Below are 22,542 nucleotides of genomic sequence, written 5' to 3' on the forward strand. Positions count from 1 at the left end.
TATCAGGATTTTTTGAGCACAATAGTTTCTGAATGTTTTTCAACCATATATGCATAAAATTGTTTCAAATTATCATAATCTTCCGGCGTATATACCAAATTTTTAAGTTCAAGAACAGATTCTATTCTTAAGTATTTTCCACTTTGAGAGGTTAAATATTTAAAAATTCCCGATTCACCCATTAATTGAAATATTGAATTTTCCGGTAATGATTCAACTTCAAAACCTTCCGGGATTATAATATTTACTACTCTTGAATCTCTTAAAGGAAAATCAAAAATAATTGGATGAGACCTCTTATCTGCTTTGAAAGGATTATCACTTTCCGATAAATATAATAAAGGTTTTATATATAATTTATCATTGATCTTATCAACTCCGCTTTTGATTTCAAAGGTATAGGTTTCCTTAATATCGGAACCTATTAATAATTGACCATCTGTCTCTACATTCGCAATCTCTATATTCCCTTTATTTTTTTCCAGGATCTCAATATAACTGTCGGTATTTACATTCTTAAAATTATCTCTGTAAGATTTTGCATATAATCCTGTCAAAATATTGGTAGATTTTCCCCGTAGGTTGTTTTCATCATCAATTTCAATATTAAGGGAATAAGAATTTTTGGATTGCGTTTTTGGCATTAGATCCACCCAATCTGAATTTTCCTTATCCTGGATAATACGGCCATTCCAATTTCTTGCTCTTTTTGGGAGTTCCCCAAATGAGGCATTTTCTTCTGTGGCATCAAGCAGGATCCTTTCCCCATTTAGATCAAGGGATGAAATTACATAATTAAAACCTTTTCGGGTTGGGAAAAGTGGAATTCCATTGTTTACGGTACTTACTAAAACAGGGTTGGCTTTTAAACCTGCATATCTCAACATTGCAGTCAACATTAAATTAATATCACCAATGTTACCTTCCCCTTCCTTATAAATTTTATTTCCTCCAGATTCTGCTTCATAACCCAAATATCCATTCCATTTCACTTTAGACTTGGCAAATGCATAGATCTTTTGGGCTTTTTTAAGGGGAATGGTTTCTCCCTCAAGCAACTTATCTAAATCCTTTTGAAAATAATTGGTGCGGCTAAGCTCCTTGTCATAACCTCCATCATTAAAAATTGATTTGGTAACACCTTCCCAGGTTTGGGTAAGGTTTTCCATGATGGCGTTGGGGAATTTTGTGTATTGCAATTCCCATTTTATAAACGCGCCATAATTAGAAAGATAATCTATATGGCTTTCTTCTTTTAATGCAGGGATAGCTGTTTTTACAAAGGAATAAGTATTTTGCTGATATTCTACTTTTGAAGTTGAAATGCTGTGCTCTACCACCGTAAATCCGTTTCGATCCATGGAAGATGAAGTAAGGGAAAATGGTTTCCTGGATTCCTGAACATTAAACACAAGTCGGGAACGTGGATTAAAATGCCTGCTGAATCCCAAAAATTCAGGGATTGTTATTTTTACATCCAAAACATTAATTGGAATGGTATATTGCAGGACGATATCATCAATAGTGGTCACAAAAGGAGACCTTAAGCTATATTGATACTCTATTACACTTCCTTCATTTACGGCAGGCATGGTGATCTTGGTTCTTAATTGATATTTTGTGACATCTTCCTCGAAAATACCGTCTTTTTTCAGTTTATCTTCCACCAACTTGCCACCCACCATATTGTAGGTAACACCTTTTAATCCTGCGATAGTTTCCTGGCTGTTCGCACCTTTGTAATAATTTATTTCCCTTGTGGCCCAATCAAAACCCTCTTTGTTATATATTTTTATTCTCTCATGAACATTTGTTATGAGGGTAAATCCTGTTGAAGGATAATATTCAAAATATGTACTCACATTCCTGAAAAGAACAGCGGCATTCGCATCCTTTTCTATTGGATGAGATTTCTCCATCACCTCTTCTTTGGATACTTTTCCAAATTTAAAATCCTGGCCATAAGAAAAAACAAAGAACAAACTTAAAATTACCGTGGTATAAAATTTTTGCATAACTGGTTGATTAATTAGGTTAGGTTAGTGCGACCAAAATCGTCTTTTGGTTATTTAAAGAATCTATTTTTTTTATAAAATCCCTGAAATCTGAATACTTGTCTGCCTTCCATTCACCTTCATACAAAATATACTCCCTGCTTACCTCTATGGTCCTTACCCCCTCTTTTTCACCGGCTTTTACCCTAACCACATATATTCCGAATTCAGTTTCAATATTCTCTTCCTTCGGGATGGATTCTGCCATATATCCTTTGGGAAGATGAAACTCAAAAGTATCTTTATAGGAGTGCCCTCTCTCAATCTCGAAAGGTAGTTTCCTGTCGTTAATTCGTGGAACCTCGTGAGTGGCTACAGAAATGAAATTAACTCCCAATAAAAACCCGTTAGCTAATCGGGAAGTAAGTTTTTTACCTTTGAACTGTACTAACTCTGTAAACTTTTGGTCCTGCCGGTTGTTTTCAAAAGTGATGGTTTGAAAATCCAGCTCTTGTAAATGCGGCCACCTTTCCTTGTAATGAAGTATTTGGTCATTCCTGGTTTGACTCATCAAGTGATAAATATTGCCATAAGGGATTCCGCCGGAGGTTCTTTTTACGGTTGCATTAAAATCTCCCGACTCCTCCAGTACGATTTTGGTATGGGTTTCCATTAAATTTTCTGAAAATGCATATGCCTTGGTTTTTACAATTTCACCACCATCCGGTTTAATGAGGAGAACATTCCGGTTATCGGTAAAATCTCCAAGGTAATTGAAGGGGGTAGTCTTACTGGTGCATTCCAGCCAAATATCCTCTTCCTCCTGTGGGATATTAAGAATTACGTGGTTTCCCTGCATTGTGGCAAAATTTGCATCGAGATCTTTCCTTTCTTCTCCGCCAAAAACAACTGCATAATGTGATGTTATTTCCTGGGAATCGAGAAGGGCTTTTGTGTAATTGGTGAGAGCTTTACAATCTCCATATCCCAGCCTGTCCACATCCACCGGTAACATGGGAGACCACCCTCCAATACCTAATTGCACACTTATATACCTTGTGTTATCCTGCACATATTGATAGATCAATTTCGCCTTTTCCAAATCTGTGGTAACACCCTCGAGAAGAGTCCCAATCTTTTTTAAAGTATGTTCCGGGAGTTTGTCTTTTCCGGCAAGGAGATAATCATACTGCCATTTTCCGAACTCCTGCCAGTTGGCCGCTTTTCCTTTTACACCCACAAGTGAAAATTCATTTAAGGCCACACGGAGGTTCGGAACAAATTTTTCAAAAGAAGGGCTTAGATATTCCCTTTTGTAAGCGGGTACATTCGTTATAGTATAAGAAAATCCATCATCCCATGAATTCTTGTGAATGTTTTCCAGATTTGTTTCTTCCAGCCTGAAGGGTATCCCCGGTTTATTTTTAAAATTATAAGTAGATTTTTGTACACTTAAAAAATATCCACTAACGGGTTGCCAGGGCCTAATGAATACAGTGGTGCCTGTTTGCAATTCGCTTTCATATACTATTGTATAGGGATAACCTTGGGCTGTATAATCCAGATATTGCACCCTGTCATCTGAATATAGGGTTCCCGAAGCCACGGCACTTCGTTCTTTAAAATCCTTCTGTTTAAATTTCTTTATTTCCTTTCCTTCAGCATTATAAATGATTGCCTGCTGATTTTTAATTTTTCGGTCGGTATCAAAAAATTGATACGCTCCTGCATGAATTTCTCCATATTCATTTAATATGGTGACGCTACGTTTTATATGAACATTCATTTTATCTACCGCTTCAATCTCAATAGAAATCTCTTCATTTCTTAAAACGGCATTTGCATTTGATATTAAATTTTGAGGAATTTCTGAGACCTTAACGTTCTCCTGGCCATATAGAACGGGCGCAAGGAGTAAAAGGAAAATGACAAGGCAGGTTTGATTTTTCACTTCTCGATTTTTAGAATATTCGGAACACATTATGAAGCAAAATGGCATAAAAATCTGTCCCCCTTACCTGAAAACAAGGGAGTATTCTTTTTTACAGAAATAATATCTAAATATTGCTGCCGTAAAGGGAAATAGAATTTGAAATTAAATCATTTCTATGGGTAAGGGCCGAAAGAAAAAATACAGAAGAAATTTCAAAGATTGATTTGTCAGTTTTGATCATTAACCGGTGGTGACTAATTTTTTGTACCCGATTACCGATTCACAATTGTTAATTTTTCATAAAATTAACATAAAATGTCAAACCGCCAAATTATTCTTTGTTTTTTGAATCAATAATTATGGTTACCGGCCCGTCATTTATAAGAGCGACATCCATGTGGGCTCCAAATATTCCCGTAGCAACCGGTTTTCCTAGTTGGAGGCTAAGTTTTTGTATAAATTCTGAATACAGGGGGATGGCTGTTTCCGGTCTGGCAGCCTTAATATAACTGGGCCTGTTTCCCTTTTTTGTATTTGCGTGAAGCGTAAACTGGCTTATTACAAGAACTTCCCCTTTTACATCCTGAAGGGATAAGTTCATCACACCCTTTATGTCATTGAAAATACGCAAATTGCATATCTTATTGCATAACCATTCAATATCTTCTTTTGTATCTGCCTCTTCAATCCCAAGAAGTACAAGAATTCCGGGAGTAATTTCCCCGTTTATTTTTCCTTCAATACTTACTGAAGCTTCCTTAACCCGCTGCAATACTACTCTCATTGTTCCTCGTAATTATCCATGCGGTATTGTTGTTCATCTTCCCCGGCGATGATCTGTTGATAGCTTTTATAACGGGACCAGGCGATCTTCCCATCTTCGAGAGCTTGCTTTACTGCACATTTGGGTTCATCCCGATGAAGGCAATTGTAGTATTTGCATTCAGAACGAAGTGCAAAAAATTCCGGAAAATAATTTCCCAGTTCCTCTTTCTCCATCTCCACCACGCCAAATCCTTTGATACCCGGGGTATCAATGATACGCGCATCAAAACTCAGGTCATACATCTCAGCAAATGTGGTGGTATGTTGCCCCTGTTTTGATTGGGTACTTATTTTGGTGGTTTTTAGATCAAGGGAGGGTTCCAGGGCATTTACCAATGTAGATTTCCCTGTTCCGCTATGCCCGGAGATCATAGAGGTTTTTCCAGTCATTCTAGCCTTTACCTGGTCTACATTCTTTCCTGTTACGGCCGATATTCCAATACATTCATACCCTATCTCCCGGTAAAGGGCTGCAAGATATTTCACCTCGGCAAGCTCATCTTCATTATAAGTATCTATTTTATTAAAGAGAATGATAGTTTTTATATGGTAGGCCTCTGCAGTGACCAAAAAACGGTCTATAAATGTGGTAAAGGTGGGCGGATTGTTAAGTGTAACCAGTAAAAAAGCCTGATCTATGTTGGAAGCAATGATGTGGGTTTGTTTTGAAAGGTTGACAGATTTCCTGATTATGTAATTATCGCGTTCACCAATCTCCTTAATTACGCCTGTAACTTCTTCGCTGGCTTCATCAAGGTCAATTTCAACCCTGTCTCCAACAGCTACAGGATTTGTGCTTTTTATCCCGCGTAACCGGAACTTCCCTTTAATACGGCATTTATAAAAATTCCCGTCCTCCGCTTTTACATGATACCAGCTGCCTGTAGATTTATAAACCGTGCCTTTCATTTATGCTTTTAAAATTGTTAAAGTTATCTTAAAAAGATGTACAAATTTTAATATATTTGATTATCAAAACAATTAAACAGTTAATTAATATGAACAAAATTACATTTAAATTATTGGTTTTCGTCTGTATTCTCCTCACAGGATCATCAGCCACCGCACAAACCAAACTTTTTGAACATCCCAATTTTGAAACTATTGCCAAAGACCACAAGATCATCGCGATACTTCCGTTTTCTGCAAAGGTAAGCTTACGACCTAAACAAATGAAAGAAATCACGCCTGAACAACTCAAGCAATTGGAAATTGGAGAAGGTAAAGCTATCCAGAATTCTATGTACACCTGGTTCCTTAACCGTCAAAAAAGAGGAAAATTATTAATCGACGTGCAGGATCCCGGTAAAACTAATGCTCTTTTATTAAAAAGCGATATTACAGACCTTGCCAGGTACACTCCTGAAGAACTTGCCAAGATCCTGGAAGTTGACGCAGTGATCACGGGACGTTTTGAAACAGATAAACCAATGTCTGACGGGGCATCTATAGCACTTGGCCTTCTGGTTGGTTTCTGGGGCTCAACAAATGCTGCAACTGTAAATATGAGTGTGCACAATGCCACCGACGGACAGCTTTTATGGAATTACAACAAAAGAGTAGCCGGAAGCCTGGGTAGCAGTACAGATATGCTTATTAATACATTAATGCGAAAAGCATCGCGCAGGCTGGCTTATACCAATTAATTTTAACTCTAAAAATTTAACCTCACACCTTTACGGGTGTGAGGTTTTTTATTTTATTCAATTGTTATTCGCTAATCACTTTTTTCTGATGATTGATAGATTCCTGGTGAATTGCTTTGAACAGTCTTAAAACAAACTCCTCACTTAATCCTTTTTCCTCCCCCTGCAGGATCATTTTTCCAAGGATCTCATTCCAACGGGGAGTTTGCAGGATGGAGACATTCTGGGATTTTTTCAGTTTCCCAATTTCATCTGCTATCTTCATACGCTTGGCAAGCGTTTCCAGTAATTGGTTATCTGTGATATCTATTTTTGCTCTTAAATTCTGAAGGCTGTTCTTAAATTCGGCACTTTCACTCACTTCTTTTCTTATTTTCAGATCCCTCATAAAACCTATAAGGGTTTCAGGCGTGATCTGCTGTTCAGCATCACTCCAGGCATTATCGGGATCATGATGAGTTTCCACCATTAATCCGTCGTAATTAAGATCCAGGGCAGTCTGGCACAGGTCAAATAGAATATCCCTTCTCCCCGCGATATGAGAAGGATCCAGTATTAAAGGAAGGTCGGGAAAGCGATTTTGAAGATCAATAGGTATCTGCCATTCAGGATTATTCCTGTATTTTGTTTTTTCATATGCCGAAAATCCGCGGTGTATCACGCCCAGATTCTTTATATCTGCGGTATAAAGCCTTTCAACAGCCCCCAACCAAAGGGAGAGATCAGGATTCACCGGGTTTTTTACCAGTACAGTTTTATCGGTTCCTTTAAGCGCATCAGCAATTTCCTGCACAATAAATGGAGAAACGGTAGTTCTGGCGCCTATCCACAGAATATCAATATCATGTTCCAGGGCAAGCGCCACATGCGATGGATTTGCAACTTCGGTAGAAGTGAGCAATCCTGTTTCGGCTTTGGCAGTTTGCATCCATTTTAACCCCAGAGAACCTACCCCTTCAAAATTTCCCGGCCGGGTCCTGGGTTTCCAAATTCCTGCACGCAGGACGCTAACGTCACTGTCCTTCAATTGCCTTGCAATAGTTACCACCTGCTCTTCGGTTTCTGCACTGCAGGGCCCGGCTATTACCAGTGGATGGTCCAGATTAAATGCATCCAGCCAGTTTCTAAGTTCTTTCTTGTTTTCCATTCGTGTAAATTTAATCTTTAATTTATACCCTTAAGTATGGTTTTTATATAATTGGTTCGTTCCATTTCCCCATAAATCTCCTCAAAATTGTTTTGCTCCAGCAATTGTTGAAAATGCGAGAGGTTGGCAATATATTCTGTGAGGGTTTCAAGCACATTCTCCCGGTTTTCCTTAAAAATAGGGGTCCACATGGCAGGAGAACTTTTTGCAAGGCGAACGGTAGAGGCAAATCCGCTCCCGGCCATATCAAAGATATCGCGTTCATTTTTTTCTTTTTCAAGCACCGTTTTTCCCAGCATAAAAGAGCTTATATGTGAAAGATGGGAAACGTACGCAATGTGCTTGTCATGCGCCCGGGTATCCATATAGCGTATGCGCATTCCCAGTTGCCGGAAGATCTCAAAAGCCCTTTCCTGTAATTTAAAGGCAGTCTTTTCCACTTCACAAATTATCAGGGTTTTGTTTTGGTAAAGGTGGGTTACGGCGGCTTCGGGACCCGAATATTCCGTACCGGCAATGGGATGGGCCGCCAGGAAATTTCGCCTTTTAGAATGGTCTTTCAATGATTCACATAACCTGAACTTCGTAGAGCCGGTATCTATTACCAAACATTCATCCTTTACTTTCTCCAGAATTTCCGGCACCACTTTTATAGCAGCATCTACAGGGATGGCAATGATCACAAGATCTGCCATTGCAACGTCTTCAGGCCCGGCTTCCCCATCTATTACACCCAGTTTTACAGATCTTTCAAGATGGTCCGGGTTTAAATCCATTCCAAGAATGCCGGCTTGCGGAAATAGATTTCTAAGGTCTCTCGCAAAGGAACCCCCTATCAACCCAACTCCTGTAATTATTATTTTCATCAGTTTAAATTATCTCAATCGGTTTATGGCGCGTTCAATATTCTCTTCGGTTGCACAAAGAGAAAATCTCACATAACCTTCCCCGCGGCTTCCAAAAATAAATCCCGGTGCTGCAAATATGCTATGCTGGTGCAAAAGATGATCTACAAATTCTGCTGAAGTTGTCCCGCGGGGAACCTTTGCCCACACAAACATTCCTGTTTGTCCTTGAGAGGCCTCGCAATCCAGCAGTGCCGCCAGTTGCAGGATCTTTTTCTTTCGGCCGGCGTAGATCAGGTCTTGTGCCGCGAACCAGTTGCGCGATAAGGCCAAAGCCTCCACTGCACCTGCCTGCAGCGGAAAAAACATCCCGCTGTCCATATTGGTTTTTACTTTCAAAATAATATTCAGGTTATGTTCACTCCCGCATACCATTCCTATTCTCCAGCCGGACATATTAAAACTTTTGCTGAGGGAATTGAGTTCCAGAACCCCATCTATAGCACCTTCGGTTTTCAATATACTTTTTGGATCCTCATTGAGAATAAAGCTGTACGGGTTGTCATTTACAATAAGTATATCGTGTTTTTTTCCAAATTTCACCAGGTCACGGAACAATTGATCTGTAGCCACTGCTCCTGTAGGCATATGGGGGTAATTCACCCACATTAACTTTACCGCTGTAAGGTCCCGCTGTTCCAGCTTTTCAAGATCGGGCAACCAACCTCTTTCCTCATTAAGTTCATAAAAAACAGGAATAGCCCCAATCATATTTGTTACCGCCTGATAGGTTGGGTAACCCGGGTTGGGGATTAAAACCTCATCACCTTCATTCAAAAAAGCCATGGAAATATGGGTGATCCCTTCCTTGCTGCCCATAAGAGGCAGGATTTGGGTAGCGGTATCCAGTTCTACATTATAATGGTTTTTATAAAAAAGCCTGATCGCATTTCTGAAATCCTGGGTTCCTTTATAGGGTTGGTACTGGTGTGCAACCGGATTGAGAAGTGCCTTGTTAAGACCTTCAATTACCTCCGGCGGAGGTGGAAGGTCCGGACTCCCTATTCCAAGATTGATAATAGGCTTTCCCGCTGCCTCAAGAGTTCTTACTTCCTGCAGTTTTGCTGAAAAATAATACTCACTTACCTGATTTAATCTGTTTGCCTGGATCATACTAACCGGTTTTTATAAATTCCCAAAATTTTTAAATGTTCTGTCATTGCTTCAATTATTTCCATGGCTTTTGTAAAGCCGGCATTCCCCTCAAATAACACGTCAACAAAAAAGGAATATTTCCAGGGGGTCTCTATAATTGGCATAGACTGGATCTTTGACATATCAAGCTCATAATCCCTTAGAATGTTGAGTACAGAAACCAAACTTCCGCGCCTGCTTTCCAGTTCAAACTTTATGGAAGCTTTGTTGAGTACCTCGCCGTTTTCTTCCTTTTTTTTGTTGCTTATTATGAGAAACCGGGTTGCATTGCTTTTTTTGGTGTGAACAGCTTCTGCCAGGATCTCCAGTCCAAAGATCTCGGCTGCCGCTTTACTGGCGAGGGCTGCAACCCCTTTTGATTGTTTTATAGAAATACGTCGCGCAACTTCTGCAGTATCTTCATCTTCGATTAATTTAATATGCCTGTGGTCCTGAAAGAACTCTTTACATTGCAATAGCGCCATTGGGTGAGAATACACCTTTTTGATATCACTTATATTTTGCCCGGGCAGGGCCATCAGGTTCATATTAATAGGCATATAATGCTCCCCAACTACCTTTAAATTGTGCTCATCCATAAGGGCATAATTTGGAAGAATTGACCCGGCTATGGAATTCTCAATAGCCATTACCGCTTCGTTAGACCTCCCATCCAGCAGGCTTTGAACAAGGTCCCGAAAAGACATACACTCCTCTACCTGCACCTGTTCTCCATAATATTCCCGGGCCACCAAATGGTGAAAGGAACCTTCTATACCCTGTATCGCGATTTTCTGTATCATAGATAATGGTCAAAAAAAAATCCCGATGTTGCCATCGGGATCTATTATATAATTATGATTTAATTACATGGCGCTCCCGATCTTATCTCTGTAATAGAAATAAAAATAATAGAAAGCGTTCCAGGTAAGTAAATTGTTCATTCTGTGTTTTGTAAAAAGCTAATTTAGAATTTAATTTTAAAAAACAGATATTTTATTGCAATTATTTACGAGAACGTTTTCGCATTTTTACCTTCGATTGTCAGATATTTAATTCGGGATAACTTTAAATCCTTACTTTTGAAAAAAGCATAATTATGTCCATTTCGGTTCATGAAATTTCAAAATATTACGGCGATCAAAAAGCGCTGGACAAAGTATCTTTCACCATAGAAAAAGGTGAGATCGTAGGTTTTCTTGGACCTAATGGTGCAGGGAAGTCTACTCTTATGAAGATCCTTACGGGCTATCTGGCGCCCAGTGAAGGAATGGCCGGAGTTAATAATCATATGCTGCCGGCTGAACTTTCGAAAGTACAGAAGAGCGTGGGATACCTGCCCGAACACAATCCCCTTTATACTGAAATGTATGTAAGGGAATACCTGGAATTTAATGCCGCAATTTTTGGGACAGAAAAGTCCCGTATTGAAGAAGTCATTAAATTAACGGGTCTTGCTCCCGAGGCCAATAAAAAGATCTCGCAACTTTCCAAGGGATACAGGCAAAGAGTAGGACTGGCAGCCGCCCTTTTACACGACCCCGAAGTTCTTATCCTTGATGAACCTACTACCGGCCTGGATCCAAATCAACTTACCGAAATAAGAAACCTAATCCTGGCAATTGCCAAAGAACAACCCGATGGCAAACCGGGAAAGACCATTTTTCTTTCCACCCACATTATGCAGGAAGTGGAGGCTATATGTGACCGGGTGATCATTATTAACCACGGGAAAATAGTGGCCGATAAAAAAATGAAGGAGCTGCGGGATGAGAAAGAACAAATCATTCACGTAGAATTTGATTACCGTATTGAAGAAGTGGCGTTGCAACGAATACCGCATTTAACCCTGGCCAAAAATATTGGCGGTTTCCATTATCAATTGCATTTTGATACCGCAACAGATATGAGGCCCGCCGTTTTTGACTTTGCCCATGATAACGGACTTAAAACCCTTCAGCTTAACAGAAAAACCAAAAACCTTGAAACCTTATTTGCTGAATTGACGGCGCCCTAGACTCAGCCCCGCACAGCGGGAGTTCATGCTCTAAATTGTGACACCTAACTCAGAATGTCCCGGGTAAGGAAAATTACCCCTTTGAGGATAGTGGGCTTAAGGGGTTTGAAATATCAGTTTCCCCGTATAGAAGGTTTCAATGTTTACTACGGGAGGTTTGTTTACAGAGATCACATTCCCCGTACTTCTTATTTCTCCTTTCAACTCCTTTTGCGGATTCACAATAAGTTTATTGGTGCCACGGTGCTGGATCTCAATTATATCTGCAATAAGTCTTTCTCCTTCAAACCGGCCATCCCCATCAGCGATATAAAGATTGAGATAATCTGTTGAACCTGTAAGAAAGAAATTGGAATAATTATCGCCTGTTATCCTTATGTAATTGGACACCAGGTCAAGTTTAAAATCTCCATTGGTATAGATCTCCTTATCTTTTTCCTGATTAAAGGAACGCAGCCAGATATTGGGAAAATTAAGGGTACCCACACTTTCCAACGTATTGTTCCCTGCATTTTGTAGCCAGGTAAGATCCGGCACCGTTACATATACAGTGGTAGTATTATATTCTCTGAAAAAATTGCAGGTATTATTGTTTTTAAGGCTCAGCCTGCCGTTTTCTACAGTGGCGGTAATATTTCCAATAAGGTTTACCCCATCTTCAATAACAACTTTATGTTCAGGCCCCTGTTCAATAAAAAGTTTTATCCTGCCATATACTATTAATTCATCAAAAGGCTGTACGTCAACTTCCCTGGAAGTTAGTTCCCCGGCTGCCTGTAGACAAGCAGGGGCATCCTCCTTGTCGCAACCGGAGGACAAAATGACCATTAAAAGTAGTAATACGATCTTTTTCATAACCTGTATCCCAATGAAAATTCAACAGCTTCTGCATTCGCGCCATGTGCCAGCACAGTGACAGAGGCAAACAGATCTTTATATAAAACGCGTTGCAGCCCAACCCTGTTATAAAGCCGGTCTACATAATTATCATATGGATAATAGGCATAATAACCCAACTGCGTGATCAACGAAAGCTTATTGAAGCTAAGCTGATGTCCCAGAAATATGCCGAGTCTTTTTCCATCTTCTTCACCAGTGGTCCTTCCCCTGGGAAAGGTGACAGACTGGTAATAAATAAATTCTTCCATGGCCCCGGAGAGGAAAAATTCGGCACCAGCCTGGAAGGTGCTTTTGCGGTTGATCCTTTTATCGGCATAGGCCGAAAGGGTGAGGAATGGATATGATTTGGAACCAATAATTCCAATTGTATTTGCGCCGCCACGCAGGACAAAATTGTAATGAAGGGGTTCTGAGAATTTTTGGGTGCGGTCCTTCGGGATATATTGCGGTTGCTCCTCTGCATTAAAGAGATAATTCAAGCCTGCGTTTATTACAAAGGTATTCGTGCTGTTGTTCGGCGATTTGAAATCGGCATTGGAATAATGAATTAATGCAACCCCTGCCTGAAATCCCAGACCTTTAATTATATTTTCACGCTGAAAATTTCCGCTGAAATATGTGGAACTCATAATTCGCGATCCATAGGCGTTATTCAAATAATTATCATCTGGATGATAGGGGTTTGTATTTACCGCCAGGCCCTGCCCTACTTTAAAAACGAGATTACGTTTCAGGAAATAGAATCCCATATGCCCGTATAAACCGTAATTATCTCCCAGATTTGGGTTTCCCATATCCTGAAAAGTGAAGGAGATCCCTACATCGGGATAATTGTATTCCGCTTCCCAGGAATCCAGGCCATACGTCTTTTGATTAAGGCTCAAAATGAGCCCTTGCGGGTGGCCGGTAATGAGATGGGAAATATGCGGATTGTGTTCTATGATACTTCCATAAAAATAACCCGCATCTAAAGAGAAATATTTCTTTGGATCATTTTGGGCATGTAGCTTAAAAAATGAAAGCAAAAAAAGGCCAAGGAAAATTTTCTTCATAGGGGCATTAAATACCGGATTCCCGCAAATGTAGCTATATTTTAAAATACGGCAGATGCAATGGCCCGTATGTTGGAACTTTTTCCCATTGAATAATAATGTAACACCGGTACTCCCGCCGCTATCAATTCCCTGCTTTGACTAATGCACCATTCAATACCTACCTGACGAACTTCTGTATTGTCTTTGCATTTAGCAATCTCCTGAATAAGGTCTTCCGGCAGGTCAACCTTAAACCGGTGGGGAATAAGATTAAGTTGGTTTTTGGTGGCAATAGGTTTTAAACCGGGAATTATAGGAACATTAATCCCATTATACTTACATTTTTGCACGAATTCAAAATATTTGGAATTATCAAAGAACATTTGGGTAACCACATATTCAGCTCCTGCTGCTACTTTATCTTTTAAGCGTTTAATATCCTGTTCCAGGCTTGGGGCCTCCATATGTTTTTCAGGATAGCCGGCCACGCCAATACAAAAATCTGTAGAATGTGAATTCTCCAGAGGTTCTTCCTGAAACCGCCCCTGGTTCATGCCGGCAATTTGTTGTACGAGATCATTGGCAAAAAAATTCCCTTTTGGCTCCGGTTTAAAATAGGTCTCGCTTTTTACAGCATCGCCCCGAAGAGCCATTACATTGTTTATTCCCAGGAAATCCAGGTCTATCAAAAAATTCTCGGTATCCTCTTTACTAAAACCGCCACACAAAATATGGGGCACAGCATCCACCTTATATTTGCTCTGTATCGCGGCACAAATACCAACGGTGCCGGGTCGCTTTCGTACTACCCTTTTTTCCAGTAATCCGTTTTCCATTTCTATATAAACGTATTCCTCCCGGTGATAGGTTACATCAATAAACGGAGGATTAAATTCCATCAACGGGTCTATGCTGTCAAAAACGGACTGGATATGCTGGCCTTTTAAAGGGGGTAAGATCTCAAAGGAAAATAATGTTTTACCGGCAGCTGCTTGTATGTGTTCTGTTATCTTCATAATCGTTCTCCCCCAACCCCTCCAAAGCAGATTTGTCCTTCCCCGGCCTCTCCGTAGCAGGGTAGTTGATGAAAATGTTTAATGTTATCTTTTTTACTCATTATCTCTTTTTTTCTTTATCTCAATACGTTTTTTACTCCTTCCACTTTCCTCTCTTTCCTCTTTTCCTCTTTTCCTTTTTTCCTTTAATCTGCAATATTAGGTCGCAGCCATTTCTCTGCCTTTTCAAAGGAAATCCCCTTTCTTTCAGCAAAATCCCTTACCTGGTCTTCTTTTATTTTACCTACCCCAAAATATCTGGCCTCAGGGTTTGCAAAATAATAGCCGCTTACACTGGCAGCTGGCCACATAGCCAGACTTTCGGTTAATTTCACCCCTATATTTTCTTCAACTTTCAAAACTTCCCAAATGCTTAATTTCTCTAAATGATCGGGGCAGGCGGGATAACCGGGAGCGGGCCGTATACCGCTGTAGCTTTCTTTTATCAATTCTTCATTTGTAAGCGACTCCTGCGGTGCATATCCCCATTCGGTGGTTCTAATCTGCTTGTGAAGGTATTCGGCAAATGCCTCCGCCAGTCGGTCAGAAAGGGCTTTGATCATAATGGAATTGTATTCATCATGATCTTTTTCAAACTCTTTTGCGAGTTCTTCTGTCCCAAAACCTGTACTTACACAAAAAAGTCCAAGATGGTCCTGAATACCGCTTTCTTTGGGAGCTATATAATCGGCCAGGGCAAAATTTGGCTTTCCCTGATGTTTCTTCAATTGTTGCCGGAGAGTGCGGAATGTCATCCTTTTTTCTTCAGTGTCCCCTTCATATATGATCTCAATATCATCATCATTAACTGAATTGGCGGGGAATAATCCGTAGATAGCTTTGGCCTGCAATAACTTCTCATCAAAGATCTTTTTCAGCAAGGCTTTAGCGTCTCCAAACAAAGCAGTTGCCTGCTCTCCCACCACCTCATCTTTTAATATGCCGGGATATTTTCCGTGTAATTCCCAGCTTCGGAAGAATGGGGTCCAGTCAATGAATTCCTCCAGGTTTCGTATGTCAAAATCTTCAATAATCTTAATCCCTGTTGTTTGAGGTACCACTATTTCTGAAGTATTCCAGTCGATTTTATATTTGTTTTCCCGCGCTTCTTCTATAGATAAGTAGTCTTTGATCTTGCCGCGCTTTCCAAAATTCTCCCGGAACACATCATATTCAGCTTTTAAATCCTCCATATATTTTCTGCGGGAATTAACTTTTAAAAGATCTCCCACAACGGTTACTGCTCTGGAGGCATCATTCACATGAACCACAGCATTTGAATATTGGGGATCTATCTTCACCGCGGTATGTGCCTTTGAAGTGGTGGCACCCCCAATAAGTAATGGCACCTCAAAATTTTGCCGCTGCATTTCTTTTGCCAAATGCACCATCTCATCCAGGGATGGGGTTATAAGTCCGCTAAGGCCAATGACATCTACATTTTCGGCTTTTGCTGTTTCTATGATCTTTTCCGGGGATACCATCACGCCAAGATCTATGATCTCATAATTGTTACACGCCAAAACCACTCCCACGATATTTTTCCCAATATCGTGAACATCTCCCTTGACCGTAGCAAGCAACACTTTACCGGCCTGACGGCGGGGGCCCACCTTATCACTATCTATGAAAGGGAGAAGATAAGCCACTGCTTTTTTCATCACCCTTGCCGATTTGACCACCTGTGGTAAAAACATTTTCCCGCTTCCAAACAGGTCGCCTACCACGTTCATCCCGGTCATTAAATGGCCTTCGATCACTTCAAGGGGCCGGGCAGCTTCCTGCCTTGCCTTTTCAATATCTTCCAGGATAAAAGCGTCTATTCCTTTAACAAGGGCATGGGTAATGCGCTCTTGTAAGGGTTTCTCCCTCCAGGAAAGATCAACTTTGTTTTCGCGTTCTGTTCCAACAACATTTTCAGCAAATGCCAATAGCCGCTCGGTGGCATCATCCCGCCGGTCCAGGATCACATCTTCCACATGTTCCAGCAGGTCTTTGGGGATATTATCATAAACATCGAGCAAGGCGGGATTTACAATTCCGATATTCATACCTGCCTGGATGGCGTGGTAGAGGAAAACCGAATGCATCGCTTCCCGAACAGGATCATTTCCCCTAAAGGAAAACGAAACATTGCTCACCCCGCCACTCAAACTGCAATAAGGAAGATTTGCTTTCACCCATCTCACCGCTTCAATAAAATCAATTGAATTGCGGCGGTGTTCATCCATTCCTGTGGCAACAGGAAAAATATTGAGATCGAAAATAATATCCTCGGGGGGAAGTTTACTTTTTGTGTGAGAAGATCATAGGACCGTTTTGCGATCTCTATACGTCTTTCAAAATTATCTGCCTGACCAGTTTCATCAAATGCCATTACGATAACGGCCGCCCCATAGCGCCGTATTTTACGGGCATGGTCCAGGAACTCCTGCTCTCCTTCCTTTAAACTTATGGAATTCACCACGCATTTTCCCTGTACTACCTGCAGCCCTGCCTCAATGATCTCCCATTTTGAACTGTCAATCATTACGGGTACCCTGGCAATATCAGGCTCGGCAACTATCAGGTTAAGAAATTTCACCATAGCTTCTTTACCATCAATAAGACCGTCGTCCATATTGACATCAATGATCTGGGCACCACCGTCTACCTGGTCCCTGGCCACATCCAGGGCCTCCTCAAATCTTTCCTCTTTTATAAGCCTGAGAAACTTTTTTGAACCCGCAACATTGGTGCGCTCGCCCACATTGATGAAATTGCTTTGGGGGGTGATCACAAGGGGTTCAAGTCCTGAAAGTTTGAGCGGCCGAAAATCCTGTCTGTCACGCTCCAACCCCCGGATATCTGTTTCTATATTTTCTAAAGTTCTTTCCTTTTCCATGCTACACTTCAGAAATTAAATGTTCTTTAATCTTTATTACCCGCGGCTTGTAATTTTTAGCCACTTCTGCAATAGCCTTTATATGAGCCGGCGTAGTTCCGCAGCAGCCTCCCAGGATATTTACAAGGCCTTTCTCGAGGTATTCCTTCACTTGTTGGGCCATTTGGCCGGCACTCTGGTCATATTCCCCAAACGCATTGGGCAAACCAGCATTGGGATAAGCTGAAACTCCAAAGTCGGTCTTTTGCGACAAGACCTCAAGGTGAGGCGTAAGCTGTTTGGCGCCAAGCGCACAGTTAAAACCAACGCTTAACAGGTTCATATGGGAAATGGAAATGAGAAAAGCTTCTGCGGTTTGACCTGAAAGTGTTCTTCCTGAAGCGTCTGTAATGGTACCACTTATCATAACCGGAATTTCAAGGCCCAATTCTTCTTTTAACTCATCTATTGCAAAAAGCGCGGCTTTGGCATTTAAAGTATCAAAAACCGTTTCTACAAGGAGTATATCCACCCCTCCTTCTATCAATGCCTTAGCTTGTAACCTGTATGCCTGCCTTAAATCCTCAAATGAAATAGCCCTATACCCGGGATCATTAACATCCGGGCTCATGCTGGCGGTTTTATTGGTAGGTCCTATTGCCCCGGCGACAAAGCGCGGATTTCCGGGATCTTTAGCCGTGATCTCATTGGCCACCTTTTTTGCGATGCGGGCACTTTCATAATTGAGTTCATACACAAGTTCCTCCATCTTATAGTCGGCCATTGCGATGCTGGTGCCGGAAAAGGTATTGGTTTCCACAATATCTGCTCCTGCAAGGAAATATTTTTTATGGATAGTAGCTATGGCCTCGGGCTGGGTTAAGGAAAGCAGATCATTATTCCCCTTGAGAGGAACAGGCCAGTCCACGAAACGGGAGCCCCGAAAATCCTCTTCGGTGAATTTATATTCCTGCAACATAGTGCCCATGGCACCGTCAAGAATGAGTATTTTTTTGGATAGAATTTCTTCTAATTTTGACATATAATTATAATTAATCATTATCAAAAAAGAAGTATGGGAAAGCATCTTTTTGTTATCTATCCACGCGGGGCGTGGTAGAATTTAGCACCTTCTCCAAAAGGAGGGTTGCCAAGGCTTCATAGGGTCTAATCCCTCAACCTTTCTTGATAACGATGTTAAATAAAATGTATGAACTTAATAAGGGCAAATATAAGGCTGCACTTTTAGAATGCAAGGAAATTCAGAAATAATTATAATTCTACCAGATCGCCGTTTAGATAAACGTCATAGCTTATCTCGGCAGTTTTCTCCAACATTTTCGAAACCGAACAATATTTGTCTATCGAAAGATCTACGGCGCGACGGGCTTTTTCAGGTGAAAAGTCTCCTTTTAAATAAACATTAAGCTTGATTCCCGTAAATACATTGGGAACTGCCCCGTCTACCCTTGATCCCACTACCTCCATTTGCAGGTCTTCCAGCTCGATCTTTTGCTTTCGCAGGATCATTACTATATCTATACTACTACATCCGGCTATCCCCATAAGCAACAATTCCATAGGACTTGCACCTTGTGGATTGGGTTCCGATTTATTGTCTAAATAAACAATATCACCACGTTCATTCTTTGTTTCAAAATGGTAATTTTCGTTAAGCCTTTTAAGGGAGATCTTCATGTGATTCGAATTTGGTGTAAAGTTAGGGAAAAGCAAATAATCTTTCATCTCTCCCTTCTTCACTTTCCAAAAGGGTTTAAAAAACCTATATTAATGCTTTCTGCAAATCCTTAATAATATCCTCAACATGTTCAAGTCCAATTGAAATTCTAATAAGGCCGGGAGTAATTCCGGCTTCCTGCCTTTCATCTTCACTCAGTTTACTGTGTGTGGTAGAGGCGGGGTGGGTAACTATTGTACGGGTATCTCCCAGATTGGCAGTTCTTGAACATAAGCTCACCTTATCAATAAACTCCCTGCCAGCCAATAGCCCTCCCTGGATCTCGAAGGAAATTATATTACCTCCCAATTTCATTTGTCTCTTAGCTATCTCATACTGTGGATGAGATCTTAAAAATGGATATTTTACATTCTCTGCTTTTTCCTCCCCTTCCAGGAATTCGGCCACTTTCAAAGCATTCTCACAGTGCCTGTCCAGCCTAACCGCAAGGGTTTCCAGACTTTTAGAGAGGATCCAGGCATTGAAGGGAGAAAGTGCCGGACCGGTATTCCTGGAAAAAAGATAGATCTCCCTAATCAAATGAGCCCGTCCCACGGTAACACCTCCAAGGACCCTTCCCTGCCCGTCCATAAGTTTAGTGGCCGAGTGAATGACCAGATCAGCACCATATTGTATCGGGTTTTGCAAATAAGGAGTGGCAAAGCAATTATCTACAACCAGTAGTAAATTGTGCTTCCGGGCCACCTCCCCCAGTAATTGCAGATCCAGGATATCCACTCCGGGATTTGTGGGGGTTTCGGCAAAAATAAGCTTTGTCTCGGGGAGGATAAGATTTTCAATGGCTTCAACTTCATCTACATTGAAAAATGTATGTGAAATATTCCATTTAGGAAAATATTTGGCAAATAGCGTGTGAGTAGATCCAAAAACAGATCGGGCAGATAAAATATGGTCCCCGCTGTCCAGCAGAGCGGCAAGGGTAGAAAACACCGCTGCCATGCCCGTGGCAAAAGCATGCCCGGCCTCTGCTCCCTCCATCGCAGCAACTTTTTCAGCAAATTCTGATGTATTTGGATTGGAAAACCTACTGTAAATATTTCTTTCCTTTTCATCTGAAAATGATGCCCGCATATCTTCTGCATCGTCAAAAATATAACTGGAGGTAAGGTATACCGGTGATGAATGCTCCTGGAAATGAGTGCGTTCCATTTGGTTTCTAATTGCCGCTGTTTCAAAATGTAGATTGGAAGACATATTTCTTTAGTGATATTTAATTTAATTTACCGGAAAGTTTAAGAATATCTGAAAGCAACCCGCGTGCGGTCACCGCAGCACCGGCGCCGGCGCCCTGTATCACCAGCGGTCTTTCTCCATAGGATTCGGTATAGATCTCGAAAGAGGCATCGGCATGGCGTAAACTGCCAAAAGGGGAGGTTTTTTCCTCGGTTACCAGTTTTACTTCCAGTTCGCCGGTTTTTACGTTCAATTCTCCAATGTGCCTTATCACTTCCCCGCGTTTCAGGGAATTTCTCAATACTTCGAAATCCTCATTCAGGTCCTCTTTATTCTGAAAAAAGTTTTCCCTGCTACTGCTCCCGTTAAGGTGAACGGGTACAAGGTCCTGGATCTTAATTTCTGAAAGTTCTTTCTTTAAGCCCAGCTCCCGGGCAAGGATAAGCAGTTTTCGCGCTACATCTTTTCCTGAGAGGTCCATTCGGGGATCGGGCTCTGTAAATCCCTGTAACCCGGCATCGGTTAAAACCTCATCAAAGCGCCTGTCGCTTTCAGAAAAAGTATTGAAAATATAGCTGAGCGATCCTGAAAACACACCTCTTACCTTTGTAACTTTTTCTCCTGAAGCATATAAACTTTTCAGGGTTTCAACAACCGGCAACCCTGCCCCTACATTGGTTTCATACAAAAACTGCTTCCTGTTTTCCTGCAGTTGTACTCTCAGGTTGTTATAAAATTTGGAAGACAAGGTATTGGCCACTTTATTGGCAGCTACCAAATGAAAACCATTATTAACCAGCAGTTCGTAATTATGAATTATCTCATCACTTGCAGTAGCATCTACAGCTATAAGATTTTCATAGTTGTTTTTATGTACGTAGGTAATAATATCCTGTAATTTGTAAGGCACCCCAAAATTGCTGAAATCGGCTTCCCAGGTTGATTTTACTCCCTTCTTTTCAAAAAATGCCGTGGTGGAGTTCACGATTACGGGAATATTTATTTCAAGCTCGCCCTGCCGGTTCAACTGTTCCTGCAATGCCAGCACCTGTTTTATGAGAACACTACCTACTTTACCTACTCCAAAGAGCACTATGTTTATTTTTTTCATTTTGATCTTTTTTATTATTAAAAATGGAATTTAAAAATTGCGACAACTGTGCATATTCTATAAGAAATGCGTCGTGCCCGTGAATGGACCTTATTTCGTGAATTGACATTTCCGGTTTTATGAGGGAAAGGTTTACATAGGTTTCCCAATTGTCTCCCGGCAGAAAAAACAGGTCTGAATTTACAGTGATAATATGAATGCTACCCTCTATTCCCGCGGCGGCGGTTAAATGGTCTCCCCTACCATTGCTAATATCTACAGTGGTTAGCAGGTGGTTCATCAATTTATATGTGGCCAGCTGAAAACGTTCTTCCAACTTTGTACCGTGATATTCCAACCAGGTTTCAATGGTCCCGGATCCTTTGGGTATATGGGAAGAAACAAATTTCTCGTGCAGCGACTGCGGACTTCTGTAAAAGGTCATTGCGTGCATCCTTGCATCCCTAAGTGGATGTGCCGAATTATTAAGAATTTGCTCCTGAACTTTACATAACGCCCTTAACCATTGAGTGGCCTTATAATCTGTAGCTACCGGGATAATATGTTGAAATAATTCCGGCCTGAGCACAGCCATTTCCCAAAGAAGCGCTCCACCAATAGATCCGCCAATTCCTGCATAAAGGCTGGTTATCCCTAAATGAGACAAGGCCCGGGAATAGATCTCAGCAAAATCGCGAAGCGTAAATTCTTTATAATTGTGAAGCAAATTAGCCGGATCTTCATCATACCCGTTACCCGGCATATTAAAAGCCAGGACCGTAAATTTTCCCGTGTCAATGCTTTTGCCGTCTCCCACCACTGCATTCCACCATCCTTTTGAACCGGTAACTTTTGAATTTCCGCTCAAGGCATGATTAACCAGTATAACGGGAGCCTTTCCCAGCTCCGGCCCAAAGGTTTCATAGCTAAACCTAATATCCTGTACCGATCCTGTTGAATTTTTAAAATCGGGGACTGTTATTTTATAAAGCATATCTTACTTTTTAATGCTGTTGGTTAAAAGGCAGGTGAATTCTTTTATATAACACCTGCCTGTTCCCCATCCC

19 protein-coding genes, 1 pseudogene and 1 riboswitch are annotated in these 22,542 nt (G+C 41.0%); of the genes and pseudogenes, 2 read left to right on the plus strand and 18 right to left on the minus strand.

Going from position 1 to position 22,542, the window contains the following annotated elements; all coding sequences use genetic code 11:
• Positions 1–2 precede the first annotated feature (2 nt).
• From FK178_RS09270 to rsgA, 4 genes are all read right to left on the minus strand, one after another.
• A complete protein-coding gene (locus FK178_RS09270; protein WP_146833942.1) occupies positions 3–2,015 on the minus strand; it encodes a DUF3857 domain-containing protein in 2,013 nt (670 codons plus the stop codon).
• Between the two features lie 19 nt (positions 2,016–2,034).
• On the minus strand, positions 2,035–3,945 hold the full coding sequence (locus FK178_RS09275; protein WP_168194582.1) for a DUF3857 domain-containing protein: 1,911 nt from the start codon (positions 3,943–3,945) through the stop codon (positions 2,035–2,037).
• Positions 3,946–4,258: 313 nt separating this feature from the next.
• On the minus strand, positions 4,259–4,711 hold the full coding sequence (gene dtd / locus FK178_RS09280; protein WP_146833949.1) for a D-aminoacyl-tRNA deacylase: 453 nt from the start codon (positions 4,709–4,711) through the stop codon (positions 4,259–4,261).
• Entirely contained in the window at positions 4,708–5,661 is a 954-nt protein-coding gene (rsgA, locus tag FK178_RS09285; RefSeq protein WP_146833952.1) for a ribosome small subunit-dependent GTPase A, read from the minus strand. The genes dtd and rsgA overlap by 4 nt, the downstream gene beginning before the upstream one ends.
• An 89-nt stretch (positions 5,662–5,750) precedes the next feature.
• On the opposite strand from rsgA, the gene FK178_RS09290 reads away from it, so the two are divergent.
• The gene (locus tag FK178_RS09290; protein WP_146833954.1) at positions 5,751–6,398 is read left to right on the plus strand and encodes a hypothetical protein; all 648 of its coding nucleotides are present in this window, start codon (positions 5,751–5,753) and stop codon (positions 6,396–6,398) included.
• Positions 6,399–6,462: 64 nt separating this feature from the next.
• Here FK178_RS09290 and FK178_RS09295 read toward each other — a convergent pair whose 3' ends face one another.
• Genes FK178_RS09295 through FK178_RS09310 form a run of 4 tightly spaced genes read right to left on the minus strand, consistent with a single transcriptional unit; the run spans position 6,463 to position 10,387 of the window.
• Positions 6,463–7,545 carry a bifunctional 3-deoxy-7-phosphoheptulonate synthase/chorismate mutase type II gene (locus FK178_RS09295; RefSeq protein ID WP_146833957.1) on the minus strand — a complete coding sequence of 361 codons (1,083 nt, stop codon included), beginning with the start codon at positions 7,543–7,545 and terminating at the stop codon, positions 6,463–6,465.
• 17 nt (positions 7,546–7,562) lie between these two features.
• Positions 7,563–8,411 (minus strand): prephenate dehydrogenase, encoded by an 849-nt coding sequence (locus tag FK178_RS09300; protein WP_146833960.1) that lies wholly within the window; start codon positions 8,409–8,411, stop codon positions 7,563–7,565.
• Positions 8,412–8,420: 9 nt separating this feature from the next.
• Positions 8,421–9,563, minus strand: a complete 1,143-nt coding sequence (locus tag FK178_RS09305) for a pyridoxal phosphate-dependent aminotransferase (protein WP_146833963.1) — start codon at positions 9,561–9,563, stop codon at positions 8,421–8,423.
• A complete protein-coding gene (locus FK178_RS09310) occupies positions 9,560–10,387 on the minus strand; it encodes a prephenate dehydratase (RefSeq protein WP_146833966.1) in 828 nt (275 codons plus the stop codon). Before FK178_RS09310 ends, FK178_RS09305 begins: the two co-directional genes overlap by 4 nt.
• 296 nt (positions 10,388–10,683) lie before the next feature.
• Between FK178_RS09310 and gldA the strand changes: the two genes are divergently transcribed.
• Complete coding sequence (gene gldA, locus FK178_RS09315) at positions 10,684–11,601, plus strand: gliding motility-associated ABC transporter ATP-binding subunit GldA (protein WP_146833969.1); 918 nt, start codon at positions 10,684–10,686, stop codon at positions 11,599–11,601.
• A 96-nt stretch (positions 11,602–11,697) separates the two neighbouring features.
• On the opposite strand, the gene FK178_RS09320 is transcribed toward gldA, so the two are convergent.
• The 10 genes and pseudogenes from FK178_RS09320 to FK178_RS09360 form a co-directional block, all read right to left on the minus strand.
• On the minus strand, positions 11,698–12,456 hold the full coding sequence (locus FK178_RS09320) for a head GIN domain-containing protein (RefSeq protein WP_146833972.1): 759 nt from the start codon (positions 12,454–12,456) through the stop codon (positions 11,698–11,700).
• Complete coding sequence (locus FK178_RS09325; RefSeq protein WP_146833975.1) at positions 12,453–13,553, minus strand: acyloxyacyl hydrolase; 1,101 nt, start codon at positions 13,551–13,553, stop codon at positions 12,453–12,455. Before FK178_RS09325 ends, FK178_RS09320 begins: the two co-directional genes overlap by 4 nt.
• 41 nt (positions 13,554–13,594) lie before the next feature.
• Entirely contained in the window at positions 13,595–14,551 is a 957-nt protein-coding gene (gene metF, locus FK178_RS09330; protein ID WP_146833979.1) for a methylenetetrahydrofolate reductase [NAD(P)H], read from the minus strand.
• Positions 14,552–14,736: 185 nt separating this feature from the next.
• Positions 14,737–16,680: a vitamin B12 dependent-methionine synthase activation domain-containing protein gene (locus FK178_RS09335; protein ID WP_394345092.1), complete on the minus strand. Its 1,944-nt coding sequence runs from the start codon at positions 16,678–16,680 to the stop codon at positions 14,737–14,739.
• Positions 16,681–17,474: pseudogene (locus tag FK178_RS15935) on the minus strand (dihydropteroate synthase); the annotation flags it as partial.
• Between the two features lies 1 nt (position 17,475).
• Positions 17,476–18,495 (minus strand): homocysteine S-methyltransferase family protein, encoded by a 1,020-nt coding sequence (locus tag FK178_RS09340; protein ID WP_146833981.1) that lies wholly within the window; start codon positions 18,493–18,495, stop codon positions 17,476–17,478.
• Between the two features lie 49 nt (positions 18,496–18,544).
• A riboswitch (SAM riboswitch) is annotated at positions 18,545–18,648 on the minus strand.
• Between the two features lie 77 nt (positions 18,649–18,725).
• Positions 18,726–19,151, minus strand: a complete 426-nt coding sequence (locus FK178_RS09345; RefSeq protein WP_146833984.1) for an OsmC family protein — start codon at positions 19,149–19,151, stop codon at positions 18,726–18,728.
• An 85-nt stretch (positions 19,152–19,236) separates the two neighbouring features.
• Positions 19,237–20,406, minus strand: coding sequence for a trans-sulfuration enzyme family protein (locus FK178_RS09350; RefSeq protein ID WP_146833987.1), 1,170 nt, complete (start codon positions 20,404–20,406; stop codon positions 19,237–19,239).
• Positions 20,407–20,422: 16 nt separating this feature from the next.
• Positions 20,423–21,496, minus strand: a complete 1,074-nt coding sequence (locus FK178_RS09355) for a homoserine dehydrogenase family protein (RefSeq protein WP_146833990.1) — start codon at positions 21,494–21,496, stop codon at positions 20,423–20,425.
• Positions 21,459–22,469 (minus strand): alpha/beta fold hydrolase, encoded by a 1,011-nt coding sequence (locus tag FK178_RS09360; protein WP_146833993.1) that lies wholly within the window; start codon positions 22,467–22,469, stop codon positions 21,459–21,461. Before FK178_RS09360 ends, FK178_RS09355 begins: the two co-directional genes overlap by 38 nt.
• Positions 22,470–22,542 lie beyond the last annotated feature (73 nt).

It is taken from the genome of Antarcticibacterium arcticum (assembly GCF_007993795.1).
GTDB lineage: Bacteria > Bacteroidota > Bacteroidia > Flavobacteriales > Flavobacteriaceae > Gillisia > Gillisia arctica.